We start from the raw sequence: 15861 nt of genomic DNA, 5'->3' as shown, positions 1-15861 counted from the left end.
CCAGGCTCAATCGTTACCAAGGCGGTAGAGATGGCTATGAGTGGCGTCATATAGCGCCGACTCTACAAACGCACCGGGATCGAGCACCCGCCCAACGAGGATCAATGCCGTACGGCGAAAGTCCTTGGCGGTCACCTTCTCTTCGATATCTGCCAGGGTGCCCAGTACCCAGTCCTGATCCGGCCAGCTCGCTCGGTGGATAACCGCTATGGGGCAATCGGCTCCGTAGTGCGGCAGCAGTTCTGCGACTATGGTCGGCAGATGGCGTACGCCGAGGTGGATGGCCATGGTTGCGTGGTGCCGTGCCAGGTCATGCAACTGCTCACCCTCGGGCATCGGCGAGGTGGTGCCATAGCGGGTAAGGATCACCGTCTGGGCGATACCCGGCAGCGTCAGCTCGCTTTCCAGCAGCGCCGCGCAGGCGGCAGTGGCAGTGACGCCGGGAATGATCTCGAAGGGAATGCCCAGGGCACGCAACTCGCGAATCTGCTCGCCGATGGCGCCATACAGCGAAGGGTCACCGGAATGCACCCGGGCTACGTCCAGGCCACGCTCATGGGCCTGGCGCAACAGCTCGATGATCTCGCCCAGGTTCAGCTCGGCGGTGTTCACCACTTGCTCGGCGCTATGGCCTTGTAGCACCGCTCCGGGTACCAGCGAGCCGGCGTAGAGGATCACCGGGCACGAACAGATCAGGCGCTGGCCCTTGACGGTGATCAGCTCGGGGTCGCCGGGGCCGGCGCCGATAAAGTAGACGGTCATGCTGCGGGTTCTCTATCGAAGGTGGCCAACGCGCAAGTGGCGTTGGCCGTGCGGGTTTTATCGCCCAGCAGGCGGGCTGCCTTGCCCAATCGTGAGGCCAGGGCAAGGGCGCAGGGTCCCGTCACAGCGGGGCTGCCGGTTATGGATCGGATGAGGGGACTGCCGGCTTTCTCTGGCTGGTGGAGCGTGAGCGCTTCTGGGGTGAAGAATGTCAGCTGCAGATTCACGTGCATGGCCAGTTCACGCAGCCCCGGTTCGTCGAGCTTGTGGGCGATGCTGGCCAGTCCAACGAGGTTATCCACAGTCAACTCATGCTGGGCCAGGCTGTGGGTCAGCAGGGTGAACAGCTCGTCCTGTGCACAACCGCGCCGGCAACCCAGGCCGGCAACCACCTTAGGGGGGGCAGCGGGGTGATCGAGGTGGCTGGCGGTCATGAGCGGTATTCGTGTCGGAGGGTGATGTAGCTCATCATGGCACCTGCCAGCGGTCAACCGCGATTGACCGGCCGCCGCGGCCTGCGTAGCCTTCTCGCTTTCGAGGTTCTTCCCGGCAAACCGCCGGGGAGCTAAGAGGGAACAGGGTCGATGCCCTGGCTGCCCCCGCAACTGTAAACGGTTTTAAACCCTTCGATACGCCACTGCTCAACAGCGGGAAGGTGAAGGACGCGCAACGCGCAGACCGTGAGCCAGGAGACCTGCCTCGAATGACCAGCCATATGCTCGGACGGGGTGATCCGACGCGGCCAGCACGCTCCTGCGTGTCCGCCTGCGCGTACCCGTCCGCCGAACTTACCGACGCCACGGGGCCATCCATGAAAACCCTCGCCAAACTGCCTGTCACCATCGTCACCGGTTTTCTCGGTGCCGGCAAAACCACTCTGCTGCGCCACCTGCTGGCCAATGCCGGCGGCCGCCGTATCGCGGTGATCGTCAACGAGTTCGGCGAGCTGGGCATCGATGGCGAGATCCTCAAGCAGTGCTCCATCGGCTGCAGTGAGGAAGAAGCCAATGGCCGCGTCTTCGAGCTGGCCAACGGCTGCCTGTGCTGCACCGTGCAGGAAGAGTTCTTCCCGGTGATGCGCGAGCTGGTGGCGCGCCGCGGCGATCTCGACCATATCCTCATCGAGACCAGTGGCCTGGCTTTGCCCAAGCCTTTGGTGCAGGCCTTCAACTGGCCGGAAATCCGCAACGCTTGTACGGTCGACGCGGTGATCACCGTCGTCGACAGCCCGGCGGTGATCGCCGGCACCTTCGCCGCCTTCCCCGATCAGGTGGACGAGCAGCGCAAGCTCGACCCCAACCTCGACCACGAATCGCCGCTGCATGAACTGTTCGCCGACCAGTTGGCCAGCGCCGACCTAGTGATCCTCAACAAGGCCGATTTGCTCGACGCCGAGGCGCTGGCTGCCGTGCGCGCCGAGGTGGCCGAAGAGCTACCGCCGGCAGTCAAGGTGATCGAGGCGCACGGCGGCGAGCTGCCGCTGGACGTGCTGCTCGGCCTGAACAGTGAAACCGAGCTGCATATCGACAGCCGCCGCACTCATCACGACGATGAAGACGAAGACCACGATCACGAGGAATTCGACTCGTTCCACGTGGAACTACCGGAGGCCGAGGAGGCGCGTTTGCTGGCCGCACTGAAGGAGGCGGTGGCCAAGTACGGCATCCTGCGCGTGAAAGGCTTCGCGGCGATCCCTGGCAAACCGATGCGCCTGCTGGTGCAGGGCGTGGGCCAGCGCTTCGACCGCCACTTCGACCGCGCCTGGCAGGCCGACGAGCCGCGCCTGAGTCGGCTGGTGGTGATCGGCCAGCAGCTTGACCGCGCGGCCATCGAGGCCGAGCTGAAAGCGTCGCTGGCCTGATACGGAGCGTAGGGCGTACTCGATCGTAGGGCGGACTCAGGAGCGAAGCGAACAGTCCGCCGGATAACTGAGTCCACCCTACGGCGCTACCACCAGTCGCGGTTAAAGCCCCTCCCACGGAACGAACATGCACCTATTGCGCACCCAGCCCGGCGCCCAACTGCCGGCCGACAGCATCGCCGACCTTGGCCAGACGCCTGCCGAGCTGGTGATCCTGTGCACGGGTGATTCGCACCTTTCCCTGCTGGCCGAGGCCGCTCGGCAATTGCCGGACGACTACCCCAGCCTGCGCCTGGCCAGCCCGGCGCAGCTGAGCAACAACGCCTCGGTGGACTACTACGTCGAACAGGTGTTGCAGCACGCCAAGGTCATCCTGATCTCGGTGCACGGCGGGGTGAGCTACTGGCGCTATGGCGTCGAGCGCCTGGTGGAGCTGGGCGCGCGCGGCGCCACGGTGATCATGGTGCCGGGCGACGATAAACCCGACCCGGAGCTGAATGCGCTCGGCAACGTCGGCGAAGAAGATAGCCAGCGCCTCTGGCAGTACCTGCGCCAGGGCGGTTTGGACAATGCCCGCCAGTTGTTCCGTTGCATCGGTAACCGCTGGCTGGGGCGTGACGACACTTGGCAGGAGCCGCAGCCGCTACCGCGCGTCGGCCTCTATCACCCGCAGCACAGCCCGGCCACGCTGGCTGACTGGCAGGCGCGGTGGCAGCCGGATACGCCCGTGGTGGCGCTGCTGTTTTACCGCAACCATGTGCAATCGGCGAACACCGCTTTCGTCGATACCTTTTGCCAGCACCTTATCGTGCAGGGGCTCAACCCGCTGCCCATTGCCGTGGCCAGCCTCAAGGAATCTGCCTGCCTGGATCAGGTACAGAGCTGGCTGGACGAAACCAGCGCCGCGCTGATCATCAACACCACCGGCTTCGCCCTGTCCAACCCCGAGGCGCCGCAGGCGCGGGTGTTTCGCCGCGACATTCCGGTGCTGCAGGCCATCTGCTCGTTGGACAACCAGGAGCAATGGCAGGCCAGCGCCCAGGGCCTTGGCTCGCGCGACCTGGCCATGCATGTGGTGCTGCCCGAGCTGGATGGCCGGCTGATCGGTACCGCCATCAGCTTCAAAGGTCTGGCCTGGCGCAGCGAGCGTAGCCAGAGCGATGTGGTGTGCTACCAGGCGCATGAACCGGGTATGGCTTATGTCGCGGAACTGGCGATGAACTGGTGCCAGTTGGCGATCAAAAGCAACGATCAGAAGCGAATCGGCCTGATCCTGGCCAACTACCCGACCCGCGATGGCCGCATCGGCAACGGCGTCGGCCTGGATACACCGGCTGCCGCGCTGAATATCCTCCGCGCCCTGCAGGCCCATGGCTATCCAGTGGATAACCTGCCGGACAGCGGTACCGCAATTGTCCACAGCCTGCTTGGTAGCGTCACCAACGACCTCGATGGCCTCGACACAAGGCCCTGCGCGCAGAGCCTGGCGCTGGACGACTACCTGGCTTTTTTCCACAGCCTACCGCCTGCGAATCAGCAAGCGGTTCGCGAGCGCTGGGGCGAGCCGCAGGACGATCCGATGTTTCGCAGTGGGCGGATGATGGTTGCTGGCCTGCGCTTCGGCCTGACCTTCGTCGGCATCCAGCCGGCACGCGGCTACCAGCTCGACTCGGCAGCGGTGTACCACGACCCTGATCTGGTGCCGCCGCACGGTTATATCGCCTTCTACGCCTGGCTGCGCACGGCCTTCGCCGCTGATGCGCTGATCCATGTTGGCAAGCACGGCAATCTGGAGTGGCTGCCGGGCAAGAGCGTCGGCCTCTCCGAGGGTTGCTGGCCGCAGGCGCTGATCGGCCCGCTGCCGAATATCTATCCCTTTATCGTCAACGACCCAGGCGAGGGGGCGCAGGCGAAGCGCCGCACCCAGGCGGTGATCATCGACCACCTGATGCCGCCGCTGACCCGTGCCGAGAGCTACGGCCCGCTGCGCGATCTGGAGCGCCTGGCCGACGAATATTTCGAGGCCAGTCAGCTCGACTTGCGCCGCGCCGTGGAGCTGCGCGGCGAGATCCTGGCCAAGGTGCGCGAGGCCAGCCTCGACCGCGAGCTGGGCCTGCATCTCAATGATGACGATGACAGTTGGCTGCCGCAGCTCGACGCCTACCTGTGCGACCTCAAGGAGTCGCAGATCCGCGATGGTCTGCATGTGTTCGGTGAGTCGCCGGTTGGGCAACTGCGTCGCGATACCCTGCTGGCGTTGCTGCGCATCCCCCGTGGCGATGGCCAGGGTGCCAATGCCAGCCTGCTGCGCGCGCTGGCCCGTGGCTTGGAGCTGAACCTCGATCCGCTCGATAGCGATATGGGCCCGCCTTGGGAGGGGGTGCGTCCACAGGCGTTGCAGGCTGTGGATAACAGCCTCTGGCGTACCGTAGGTGATACCCGTGAGCGCCTGGAGCTACTGGCGCTGAGGCTTATCGAGCAGCGTCTGACGGGTGAGCGCACTGACACCTTCGGCGCCGAGGTGGCGCTGATTCTCGATGGCCTGGCCGGGCATATCGCACCTTTGCTCGATGCCTGTGGCGCGGCCGAGATGGGTGGCCTGCTGGCGGCGCTGGAAGGGCGTTTCGTGCCTGCCGGGCCGAGCGGCGCGCCAAGTCGCGGGCGCCTCGACGTGCTGCCTACCGGGCGCAACTTCTTCACCGTCGACGTGCGTCATCTGCCCACGCCGACCGCCTGGCGTCTGGGCGTGCAGGCGGCGGATCGCCTGCTGGAGCGTCATCTGCAGGACGAGGGCGACCATCTACGTCAGCTCGGCCTGTCGGTTTGGGGCACGGCAACCATGCGCACCGGTGGCGACGATATCGCCCAGGCCCTGGCGCTGATGGGTGTGCGCCCGGTGTGGCAGCCGGGTAGCCAGCGCGTCGAGCGCTTTGAAGTATTATCGCTGGAGCAGCTCGGTCGGCCACGGGTGGACGTCACCCTACGCGTATCGGGCTTCTTCCGCGATGCCTTCAGCAACCTGATTCGCCTGTTCGACGAGGCCGTGCAGGCGGTGATCGAACTGGACGAGCCGGAAGACATGAACCCGCTGTCGGCGCGGGTCTGGCGCGAATCGCTGGCGCTCAAGGACGGCGGCCTGGATGAAGCTGAAGCACGGCGCCAGGCCGGCTGGCGGGTGTTCGGCGCCAAGCCGGGCGCCTATGGCGCCGGGGTGCAGAACGCCATCGAGGAGCGCCTGTGGCAGAGCCGTGCGGACCTGGCCGAGGTCTACCTGAACTGGGGCGGCTACGCCTACGGCAGTGGCGCCGAGGGTGCGCCCGCGCGGCAGCGCTTCGTCGAGCGCCTGGAGCAGATGCAGGCGGTGCTGCATAACCAGGATAACCGCGAGCACGACATCCTCGATTCCAACGATTACTACCAGTTCCAGGGCGGCATGCTGGCGGCGGTGGAAACCCTGCGCGGGCTCAAGGTGGCCAGCTACTTTGGCGACAACAGCCAGCCGGACACGCCGCGCATTCGCAGCCTCAAGGAAGAGCTCAATCGTGTCGTGCGCGCCCGCGCCGCCAACCCCAAATGGATCGAAGGCATGAAGCGCCACGGCTACAAGGGCGCCTTCGAACTGGCCGCGACCATCGACTACCTGTTCGCCTTCGACGCCACCAGCGAGCTGGTCGACGACCACCAATATGCGCTGCTCACCGATGCGTATTTACTGGACAAGGACACCCGCGACTTCATCCAGCAACACAACCCCGGCGCTCTCAATGACATCCTCGAACGTCTGCTGGAAGCCCAGCAACGTGGCCTGTGGGAGAATCCCGGCGAGTACCGCGAAGCGCTGGAAAACCTGCTGCTCGATAGCGAGGAAAGCTGATGCGAGCATTTTTTCTCCCCTCTCCCATTTATGGGAGAGGGGCCGGGGGAGAGGGTTCACCTGGCAACGCCGAGCTTGTAGGGTGGGTTAGCCGCCTGTCGTGCTTGCCGGCCAACTCGCTGAAGTGGGTGCGGCGTAACCCACCATCGGCGTCACACGGAGCATCGCTTGGTGGGTTACGCGGCGCGCCACGTTTTTCTGCAGATACAAGGCCGGCGTTCTGCGCCGCTAACCCACCCTACGGGGGCATGCAGCCGGTAGCCCGGATGCAATCCGGGAAGTGCGCGACCAAAGGCCCCGGATTTCATCCGGGCTACGTCCAACTCCACGGATTACAGTCATGACCGAACATCACTTCCCCCTCGCCGCCGTGGTCGGCGCCGATTCGCTGAAGCTGGCGCTGTGCCTGGCAGCCATCGATCCGGCCATCGGCGGCGTGCTGATCGAAGGCCCGCGCGGGATGGCCAAGTCGACTCTGGCCCGTGGCCTGGCCGATTTGCTGGACGGTGGGCGCTTCGTCACCCTGCCGCTGGGCGCCAGCGAGGAGCGTATCGTCGGCACCCTGGATCTGGACGCGGCGCTGGGCGAAGGCCGGGCGCAGTTTTCCCCTGGCCTGCTGGCCCGTGCCGATGGTGGCGTGCTCTATGTCGATGAGGTCAACCTGCTGCCCGATCATCTGGTCGACCTGCTGCTCGATGCCGCCGCCAGCGGGGTCAACCACGTCGAACGTGACGGCATCTCTCATCGGCATGCCGCACGCTTCGTGTTGATAGGCACCATGAACGCCGAGGAAGGCGAACTGCGCCCGCAATTGCTCGACCGCTTCGGCCTCAACCTGGCCCTCGATAGCCAGCCGCAGCCGGCCGAACGCGCCGAGATAGTGCGTCGCCGGTTGGTCTTCGATGCCGACCCTGCTGCCTTCCTGCAACGCTGGCAGGGCGAGCAAGATGCCCTCGCCGAGCGCTGCCGCAATGCCCGCCAGCGCCTGGCAGATATTCCGCTGGATGACGCCGCCCTCGGCGAGATCAGCCAGCGCTGCTTCGCCGCTGGAGTCGATGGCCTGCGCGCCGATCTTGTCTGGCTGCGTGCCGCCCGCGCCCATGCTGCCTGGCGCGGTGCGGCAGGTATCGAGCCTGTGGATATCTATGCGGTGGAGGACTTCGTTCTGCGTCATCGCCGTCGCCAGCCGCAACCGCCAGCCAGCATGCCGCCCGAGCAGGGCCACGCGCCGCAGCAGGCATCCGAGCAGCGCCAAGGTGAAGGTCAGTGGGGCGAGTTGCCGGCGCAGCCGCAGGCCATGGGTGAACGGCGGGTGCCACCGCGCTGGCCAAAAAAGCCCTGAGCATCCGCCCGCGCGCAGCCACAGGCGCGGATGCCCGCAACCGGCCCGGACGACTCGGCGGCGGCATGCATGGCGCGGCGCGTGTCAGCGCGGGCGGGCGAATCGATTGGCCAGCGACTCTGCGTCAGGGTCGGCCGCAACGCCGTGAACAACTGGTGTTGCGCCCGCGCAGCCAGCAAGCCGACGAGCTGTGGCTGGTGCTGGTCGATGCCTCTGCCTCCACCCGCCGCCATGGCGCCCTGAGCCTGGCCAAGGGCGTGCTCGCCGAGCTGTTCGACAGCGCCTATCGCCAGCGCGCGCGGCTGGCGGTTTTGCAGGCCGGTGGCCGCGAAGCGCAGTGGCTATGGCAGGGGCGCAAGGCCAGCGCCGAGCTGCATCGCTGGCTGCAGGCACTCGGTGCAGGAGGCGGCACACCGCTGCTCGATGCGCTGCAGCAGGCCGGCGACTGGTTGCTGTGTCGCCAGCGCGCGAAGCCGCAAGAACGCCAGCGCCTGCTGATCCTGACCGATGGCCGCCTGCGTGATCTGCCAGAACTGGCGCCGCTGCCATGCCCGACCCTGCTGCTCGATACCGAGCGCGCGCCCATCCGCCTGGGCCGCGCCCGCCAGTTGGCACAGGCGCTTGAGGCTGACTACCACCATATCGACGACCTGGCACCCGGCGTGCCGGGGCGCACCTGGAGAACCCCATGAAAACCCTGCTGTTGGTCGGCATCGGTGCCGGCGACCCGGACTACATCACCTACCAGGCGATCAAGGCGCTGCGCCGCAGCGACGTGATCTTCCTGATGGACAAGGGCCCGGCCAAGCACAAGCTCAACGCCCTGCGCCGCGAGATCTGCGCACGCTTCCTCGACGGCCACACGCCGCGCTTCGCCGAAGGCCTGCAACCGGAGCGCGAGCGCGAGGTAGCGGACTACCGCGCCAGCGTCGACGAACTCAACCGCGACAAGCAGGCGGTGTTCGAGCAGTTGATCGACGAGCAGATGGCCGATGGCGAGACGGCGGCCTTTATGGTCTGGGGCGACCCGTCGCTGTACGACAGCAGCATCCGCATCATCGAAGCCATCGCTGCGCGCCGTAGCGACTTCACCTATGACGTGATCCCCGGCATCACCAGCCTGCAGGCGCTCACCGCCCGCCACCGCATCCCGCTCAACAGCATCGGCCGCGCCGTGGAAATCACCACCGGCCGCCTGCTCGCCGAAGGCTGGCCGCAGGGCGTAGACAGCGTGGCGGTGATGCTCGACGCCAAGGACACCTACCGCCGTTTCGTCGGCCAGGGCCTGCATATCTACTGGGGCGCCTACGTCGGTACTGCCGATGAAATCCTGATCGCCGGCCCGCTGGACGAAGTGGCTGAACGCATCGTCACCACCCGCGCCGAGGCGCGCGAGCGCAATGGGTGGATCATGGACAGCTATCTGCTGCGCAAAGAGGGTGTGGCGGGGGCGTAATGTGAGGGGCGGTGGACAGGAAGAGCGCTGTCCACCCTACGTGCTGGGCGATCACCCCCCCGATGATGCAGCAGTATTGGAAGCTGGGTAAAAGTCTTCTTTAGCTGGATATATCGCAGACTTCTTCCTGATAAACCCGCATACCACGCGCCTGATAGTTGGCCAGGGCCGCCGGATGATCGAAGGTGCAGGTGTGCACCCAAACGCGCTCAGTCCCCGGCCACTGCCAGGCCGAGTGAATGGCATGGCTGAGCAGTGGGCCACCGAAGCCGCGGTCGAGAAACTGCGGAGCCAGGCCGAAGTAGCGGATCTCCGTGCTGCGACCGTCAGGACGGAACAGCTCGTAGTAACCGGCGATGGCACCACGGTGATAGGCGACCCAGGTACGGTGTGCTTCGTTTTCCACCATGGCGCGCCACTGTGCGTCGCTCCAGTCGTCCAGATCACCCCATTCCCAGGTCGAGCCGACCAGTTGGTAGAGAAAGCGATTGAGTGCCGGTTGGGGTTCTTCACACTCGACGATCTGCAGGTCGCTGCGCTGAGGCTTGGCCTTCAGTTGATCCAGCGAGGTCATCTCCAGGTAGTACGTGGTGTACGTCTGCGCCATCAGAGCCAACTCCAGGAAACCCCCGTATACACCCCAAACCCTTCTCCGGGTGTGGAGCGCGCGACGTCCGCGCCGTTGTCGTCATAGCCCGGTGTCACGGTGGCGGCATAGCGCTTGTCGGTCAGGTTGCGCAGGTCGAGCCAGGCTTGCCAGTCGTCTTTCGGCGAGGCGTAGCCGAGGGTGGCGCCGAGGGTGGCGTAGGCATCGGCGTAGTAGGAGTTGGCGTAGTCCACCGCCACCTTGGAGGCGTACTGGGTGTTGAGGCCTGCGTAGAAACCGCTCGGGTGGTCGTAGCGCAGCTCGGCCTGGTAGTAGTGACGCGGCAGGCCGGGCAGGCGGTTGTCGCCGAAGGTGTCGTCGTCGCGGTAGTGGAAGTCGCTGAAGGTGTAGGCCTGGCGCAGGCTCAGGGCGCCGGCGGCGCCACCTTGCCACAGCGGGGTGGTCAGGCCGGCTTCGATGCCCTGGTGCACGGTGGGGCTGGCGTTGGATTCGGCGAATACGTTGGGCTCGATCTCGACGGTGAGCAGTTCATGGCGCACCTGTGAGTAGTAGTAGGTCAGCTCCCACTGGCCCAGTGCGGACTCGCCGCGGCCGCCGACCTCGAAGGTGGTGGCGGTCTGGTTGTCCAGGCTGATGGCAGCGCGCTGGCGCGCGGCATAGGGCTGCGTGGTGGTGCTGGAGAAGCGTAGCGGCGAGCCCCAGAGCATCGACCAGGCATGTGGCGGTTCCACCGAGCGGCTGATATTGCCGAATAACTGCACATCAGGATTGAGCTGGTAGCGCAGGCCGATGCGCGGGGCGTAGTCCCATGTGTGTTCGCTGAGCCTGTCGTCGGTGGCCGGCCAGGTCACTTCGGCTTCACGGCGGGTGTAGATCAGCGCCAGGCCGCTGGTCAGCCACAGATCGGGGGTCAGCTCCGTGTCGTTGCTGAAGTGCAGCACGTTGTCCGAACCCAGGTGCTCGTAGTCGCGCATCAGTGTGCCGGCCGGATAGGGTGTGCCGTTGACGTTGATCGGCAACGCCGCGGTCTCTTTCGCTTTGCTGCTCGGCAGGTTGGTGGTGCTGCGCCAGCCGATGGTGGTGCTGCTATTGAGGCCGAACAGGGTATGCCGGCGCGTGTAGTTCAGGGTGCCGCTGATATCGCTGTAGTCCACGCGGATACGGTAGGCGCCGCCGCGATAGGCGGTCTCGGTGATATCCATGGGGTAGTGGTGGTAGGCCAGGCCGGCGATCAGGGTGGAGTCGTCGTCGATGCGCCAGGTGGTCTTGTTGGCCAGCCAGGTGCTGCCGGGCTGGTCACGGTGGGCGTCGATGCTGCGATTGGCCGCAGCGGCCTGGCGCGGGTCGTCCTTGAGCTGGGCCTTGGTCAGGCGGCCGGGCGTTTCGTGCTCGGTTTCGCGGTAGCGCAGGTAGAAGCGCGTCTCCAGATTCTCGTTGAGGCGGTAGCCGAAGTTGGCGGCGATGCCTTTGCCCTTGCCCGATGAGTGATCCTGATAGCCGTCGGTGCGGCTGTCGGTGAGGGCGAGGTAGTAGTCGAAATCGCCCAGCACCTGACCGGAGGCGATGTTGCGTTTCTGGTAGCCATGGCTGCCGGTTTCATAGCGCAGTTGCAGCTTGGGCGCGGTGTAGCCGGTGTGGGTGATGTAGTCGATGGCGCCGCCGAGGGCCAGCGAGCCGCGGTCGAAGCCATTGGCGCCACGCAGCACCTCGGCGCGACTTATCCACAGGGGCTCCAGCAGTTCGTAGGGCGTGCCGCCGGAGCCGGTCAGCGGCAGGCCGTCGAGCATGATATGGGTGCCGGAGGCGTGCGAGCCGGGGCCTCGGTTGATGCCCGAGCCACGTAGGCTGATCTTCACCCCTTCGTTGCCGGGGGACTGCGCGTAGACGCCGGGCTGGTAGGCCAGCACGTCGGCGACGCCGGCCACGCGGCCCTGCTCGACCTTGTCCATGTCCACCAGGTTGGTGGCGCCGGGGACCTGTTTCAGCTCTTCCTGCGCGGCCTCGATTTCGCTCAGCGGTGCGCCGCTGACTTGCATGGCGTCCAACTGCATAGGCTGCTGAGCCAGGGCGATTGGCGCTGCCAGGCAGTTGAAGGTCAGCAGGGCCAGGCGGGCCGGTCGAGCGTATAGCGGCTGGGGCAACATGCGAAGGTTCCATTGAGCGGGCTACGAGTCTGTCTGATGGATGACGCAGGCTATTCGTCACCATCGTCCGCAACCCTACAGAATCCTTCGCTCAGACGCCTGACATGTTGTCAGCCGTTTCACTCGGCAGAGAAAAACGCGGCTACCTTTGACTGCGCCATGGCGCGGGCCTCCAGCAGGGCCTGCTCACCTCTGGCGGTACCCTCCACACAGAAGAAGTGCATGTTCCTGAGGCCCACCGTGGCCAGGGCCGCCTGCAGGTAGGGGCGCAGGAAGTCTGGCTGCCGCGCCTGCTCGCCGCTGATCAGTCCGCCTGAGGCCAGCGCCACGTACACCGGGCGGTCACGTAGCAGGCCAACCTTGCCTTGCGGTGTGCCGTTGAATGTCATGCGAATCCGCACGATGTGATCGACCCAGGCCTTGAGTGTCGAGGGCACGGTGTAGTTGTGCATGGGGGTGGCGATCAGCAACACATCCGCTTCGTCGAGCTGACGGATCAGCTCGGCGGAGCGCTGCAGGGTACTGCCGGGCTCTGCCTGGTCAGCGTCAGAGGGAGACGCCAGAGCCATGGCATAATCGCGGTCGACATGTTGCAGATCGTTGAGGTCGACGTCCTGCACCTGCAGTGAGTGCTGGCCAGCGAGGCCGTCGAGCACCAGGTGAGACAGGCGCAGGCTTTCTGATTCAGCGCCACGCGGGCTGCTGATCAGGCGCAGCACGCGGATAGCTGCAGACATGGGCGTAACCTCTCTGAGATCGGGCTTCAGGCCAGGTCGGCCTTGTCCAGGCCGAACTGCTTGTCGGCGGAGCCCGGCACGTTACGGAAGGCCACGCTCAGGCGATTCCAGCCATTGATGGCGACCACCAGGAAGCTCAGGTCCGACAGTTCCTGCTCGGAGAACTGCTCGCGCACGCTGGCGTAGATAGCGTCGGACACGCCATGCGGCGACAGCTGGGTCAGGGCTTCCGTCCACTCCAGCGCGGCGCGCTCCTGCGCGGAGAACAGCGGCGATTCGCGCCAGACGGCGACATGGTGCAGGCGCAGCTCGCGCTCGCCATGGATCTTCGCTTCCTTGACGTGCATGTCGACGCAGAAGGCGCAGCCATTGATCTGCGAGGCACGCAGCATGACCAGATGAGCCAGCGGTGCGAGGAACGGGCTGCGGGTCAGCAGTGTGGAGAATTCGGCGTACTTGCCGGAGGCCTTGGGGGAGAGTGCGAAGTAATCGAGGCGCTTGCTCATGGTTTTCATCCATATGCGAGTTGAGAAGAAACCGATGCCCCTCTGCAACTGGCAGTACCACTGCGGCCCGGTGAGGACGAATGTACGCACCAGTGGTCTAGCCACATAGATCCATTTTTGTGGATTTTTACTGGTCCACTTTGCGCAACTGAGTCCTTCGTTATGTGGCCATCGATGACGGCCAGCGCCAGCCGGGGTGGTAGGAGGTAGGCTGCGACCTGTGTGCCGCAGCCGAGACTCGGCGAGGCCTCAGGCCGGTTGATAGTTCAGCGGCCGCCTTGACGACTCGGGCAGTGCCAGGCCACCCGCCAGGGCCAGCAGGGCGATGACGATCAGATAGTAGGCCGGCGACATGCGATTACCGGTTGCCTCGATCAGCCAGGTGGCGATCAATGGCGCGGTACCGCCGAAGATGGTGTAGGCCAGGTTGTAGGTGAACGCCGAGGCGGTGTAACGCACCCGGGTGGGGAACTGCTCGGACAGCAGCACGGCGGTTACCACGCCGCAGATCACCGCACCCACTGCCAGCAGCATGGCGCCCAGAGCTGAAGCCAGCAGGGTGCCCGAGGCGGCCAGGGCAAAGGCCGGATACACCGCGACGATCAGCGCCACCCCGGCAGTCAGGATGGTGCGGCGGCGGCCAACGCGATCCGAATAGCGACCAACGAAAGGGCACAGCAGGGCGGCGAAGAACAGCGCGATCAGGCTGGCCAGCAATGCCACCGGCCGTGCTGCGCCACCGACCACCTGCATGTAGGTGGTCAGGTAGGTGGTGAACATGTAGAACGACAGCGCCGTGGCGGAGATGAACGCCGACAGGCAGAGCACGGTGCCGCCGTGCTCGCGCAGGGTTTCGCGCAGCGGCGAATGTTCCGGATGAGGTTGCGCGGCCAGGGCCTGGAAGGCCGGTGACTCGTCCAGACGCAGGCGCATGTACAGGCCGACCAGGCCCAGCGGTGCGGCGATCAGGAAGGGCACGCGCCAGCCCCAGGCCTGCATCTGCGCTTCGTCCAGCCAGAAGCCCATGCCGAATACCAACCCGGCTGCGCAGGCGAACGCCATGAAGGTCGAGACCGGCACGAAGCTGCCATAACGGGCCTTCTGTTCGGTGGGCGCGTGTTCCATGACGAAGGCGCAGGCGCCGGCATACTCGCCACCGGCGGAGAAACCCTGCAGGCAACGCGCCAGCGCCAGCAGCAGCGGGGCGAACAGGCCGATGCTGGCGTAGGTTGGCAGCAGGCCGATCAGCGTGGTGGCGCCGGCCATCAGCAGCACGGTGATCGACAGCACGCGCTTGCGTCCGATGCGGTCGCCGAGAATGCCGAAGACGATGCCACCGAGCGGGCGAAGGGCGAACGACACGGCAAACACGGCGAAGGTCTGCAGCAGCGCCAGGGTCGGATTGCCCGGTGGGAAGAACAGCGAGGCGATGGTCACGGCGAGAAAACCGTAGACGGCGAAGTCGAACCACTCGACGAAGTTGCCGATGGCCGAGGCGGCGATCACCTTGTGCAAGGTGGCCGGGCTGACCTGCTGGCCCGTGTTGATAGCATTCATGCGACGCTCCTGATCCCTGATTTAGACGGCTTCAGGCAGGTTACGGAGCGATAGCCGGGGCGGGCGCTTCGCAGGCGACAGTGGCGTTGCCGTGAGCGACCTCAGCCCTGGGGAAACTGCGCCGGATCGCAGAAGCAGGCGCGCAGGTGATCGAACACCAGGCGCACCCTTGGGGGCACCGGGCCCTGCTGTGGGCGGTAGATGAACAGCTGCCAGGGATCGGGCGCCTGCTCCGTCAGCACCGCCTGCAGGTGGCCGCTCTGCAGATAGGGCTGCGCCAGGTAGGCGGGTAACTGGCCGTAGGCCAGGCCGGCGAGCACGGCCTCCAGCTCGGCTTCGGGGTCGTCACACACCAGCGCTGGCGTGGGCGGATGCAGGCTGGGGCCATGGGCGAAGGTCCACGGCCAGGGGCGGCCGTTCTTGCGGTCGATCAGCACCGACAGCGGCCGCTGCTGCAGCTCGTCGAGGGTGTGCGGCTTGCCGGTGGCTTTGATCAGTTGCGGCGTGGCCACCACCTGCAACGGCACCGGTGCCAGGGCGCGGGCGACGTAGCGGCTGTCACGCAGGAAGCCGACGCGGATGCCGATGTCGATCTGCGCTTCCACCGCGTCGGTAATCTCGTCCTCCAGGCGCAGGTTCAGCACCAGTTGCGGGTGCTGCTTGAGCAAGGGTTGCAGGAACGCCACCAGAAAGCGCTTGCCGATGGCTTGTGGTGCGGTGATGCCGATGCGCCCGGCGATGGCCGATTCGCCCTCGGCGCGGTGGCCACGAAACAGCGCGTCAAAATCCTCCAGCATCTGCCGGGCGCGCACCGCATAGGCCTCGCCGAAAGCGGTGATATGCACCTGGCGGGTGTTGCGGTGAAAAAGAATCTCGCCGAGTTCTTCCTCCAGCGCCTTGATCGCGCGGGTCACCGTCTGCGGAGAAACCCCCAGGCGAGTCGCTGCCTCGCGGAAATTGCTGCAGTCGGCCGCGCTGCAGAAGATGCGGATCATCTCCATGCGGTTGAGCATGT

General features: G+C 65.7%; 13 protein-coding genes and 1 riboswitch. Of the genes, 5 read left to right on the top strand and 8 right to left on the bottom strand.

What is annotated here, in order from left to right; genetic code table 11:
* Nucleotides 1-6 precede the first annotated feature (6 nt).
* The gene (gene cobM / locus JWV26_RS09880; protein ID WP_206418945.1) at nt 7-762 is read right to left on the bottom strand and encodes a precorrin-4 C(11)-methyltransferase; all 756 of its coding nucleotides are present in this window, start codon (nt 760-762) and stop codon (nt 7-9) included.
* Nucleotides 759-1196 (bottom strand): cobalamin biosynthesis protein, encoded by a 438-nt coding sequence (locus tag JWV26_RS09875; RefSeq protein WP_206418944.1) that lies wholly within the window; start codon nt 1194-1196, stop codon nt 759-761. The genes cobM and JWV26_RS09875 overlap by 4 nt, the downstream gene beginning before the upstream one ends.
* A gap of 86 nt (nt 1197-1282) precedes the next feature.
* Nucleotides 1283-1478, top strand: a riboswitch (cobalamin riboswitch).
* A 95-nt stretch (nt 1479-1573) separates the two neighbouring features.
* On the opposite strand from JWV26_RS09875, the gene cobW reads away from it, so the two are divergent.
* The 5 genes from cobW to cobF all read left to right on the top strand — a co-directional run bounded on the left by cobW (nt 1574) and on the right by cobF (nt 9295).
* Nucleotides 1574-2623, top strand: coding sequence for a cobalamin biosynthesis protein CobW (gene cobW, locus JWV26_RS09870; protein ID WP_206418943.1), 1050 nt, complete (start codon nt 1574-1576; stop codon nt 2621-2623).
* Between the two features lie 127 nt (nt 2624-2750).
* Complete coding sequence (gene cobN / locus JWV26_RS09865) at nt 2751-6497, top strand: cobaltochelatase subunit CobN (RefSeq protein WP_206418942.1); 3747 nt, start codon at nt 2751-2753, stop codon at nt 6495-6497.
* 340 nt (nt 6498-6837) lie between these two features.
* A complete protein-coding gene (locus tag JWV26_RS09860) occupies nt 6838-7839 on the top strand; it encodes a magnesium chelatase ATPase subunit I (RefSeq protein ID WP_093047845.1) in 1002 nt (333 codons plus the stop codon).
* A 65-nt stretch (nt 7840-7904) separates the two neighbouring features.
* On the top strand, nt 7905-8531 hold the full coding sequence (locus JWV26_RS09855; protein ID WP_239690007.1) for a vWA domain-containing protein: 627 nt from the start codon (nt 7905-7907) through the stop codon (nt 8529-8531).
* A complete protein-coding gene (cobF, locus tag JWV26_RS09850) occupies nt 8528-9295 on the top strand; it encodes a precorrin-6A synthase (deacetylating) (protein WP_072425177.1) in 768 nt (255 codons plus the stop codon). Before JWV26_RS09855 ends, cobF begins: the two co-directional genes overlap by 4 nt.
* 100 nt (nt 9296-9395) lie before the next feature.
* On the opposite strand, the gene JWV26_RS09845 is transcribed toward cobF, so the two are convergent.
* From JWV26_RS09845 to JWV26_RS09820, 6 genes are all read right to left on the bottom strand, one after another.
* Nucleotides 9396-9902, bottom strand: a complete 507-nt coding sequence (locus JWV26_RS09845) for a GNAT family N-acetyltransferase (protein ID WP_072425178.1) — start codon at nt 9900-9902, stop codon at nt 9396-9398.
* Nucleotides 9902-12046 (bottom strand): TonB-dependent receptor family protein, encoded by a 2145-nt coding sequence (locus JWV26_RS09840; protein ID WP_206418941.1) that lies wholly within the window; start codon nt 12044-12046, stop codon nt 9902-9904. Before JWV26_RS09840 ends, JWV26_RS09845 begins: the two co-directional genes overlap by 1 nt.
* A 119-nt stretch (nt 12047-12165) precedes the next feature.
* On the bottom strand, nt 12166-12783 hold the full coding sequence (locus tag JWV26_RS09835; protein ID WP_206418940.1) for an FMN-dependent NADH-azoreductase: 618 nt from the start codon (nt 12781-12783) through the stop codon (nt 12166-12168).
* 26 nt (nt 12784-12809) lie between these two features.
* Nucleotides 12810-13298 carry a carboxymuconolactone decarboxylase family protein gene (locus tag JWV26_RS09830; RefSeq protein WP_083431595.1) on the bottom strand — a complete coding sequence of 163 codons (489 nt, stop codon included), beginning with the start codon at nt 13296-13298 and terminating at the stop codon, nt 12810-12812.
* 240 nt (nt 13299-13538) lie between these two features.
* A complete protein-coding gene (locus JWV26_RS09825; protein ID WP_093047837.1) occupies nt 13539-14846 on the bottom strand; it encodes an MFS transporter in 1308 nt (435 codons plus the stop codon).
* Between the two features lie 101 nt (nt 14847-14947).
* Entirely contained in the window at nt 14948-15859 is a 912-nt protein-coding gene (locus tag JWV26_RS09820; protein WP_093047835.1) for a LysR family transcriptional regulator, read from the bottom strand.
* Between the last annotated feature and the right edge of the window lie 2 nt (nt 15860-15861).

The sequence above is a fragment of the Ectopseudomonas toyotomiensis genome, from assembly GCF_017167985.1.
In the GTDB taxonomy this organism is placed as follows: Bacteria; Pseudomonadota; Gammaproteobacteria; order Pseudomonadales; family Pseudomonadaceae; genus Aquipseudomonas; species Aquipseudomonas toyotomiensis.
This window is presented reverse-complemented; position numbering and strand designations above follow the sequence as displayed.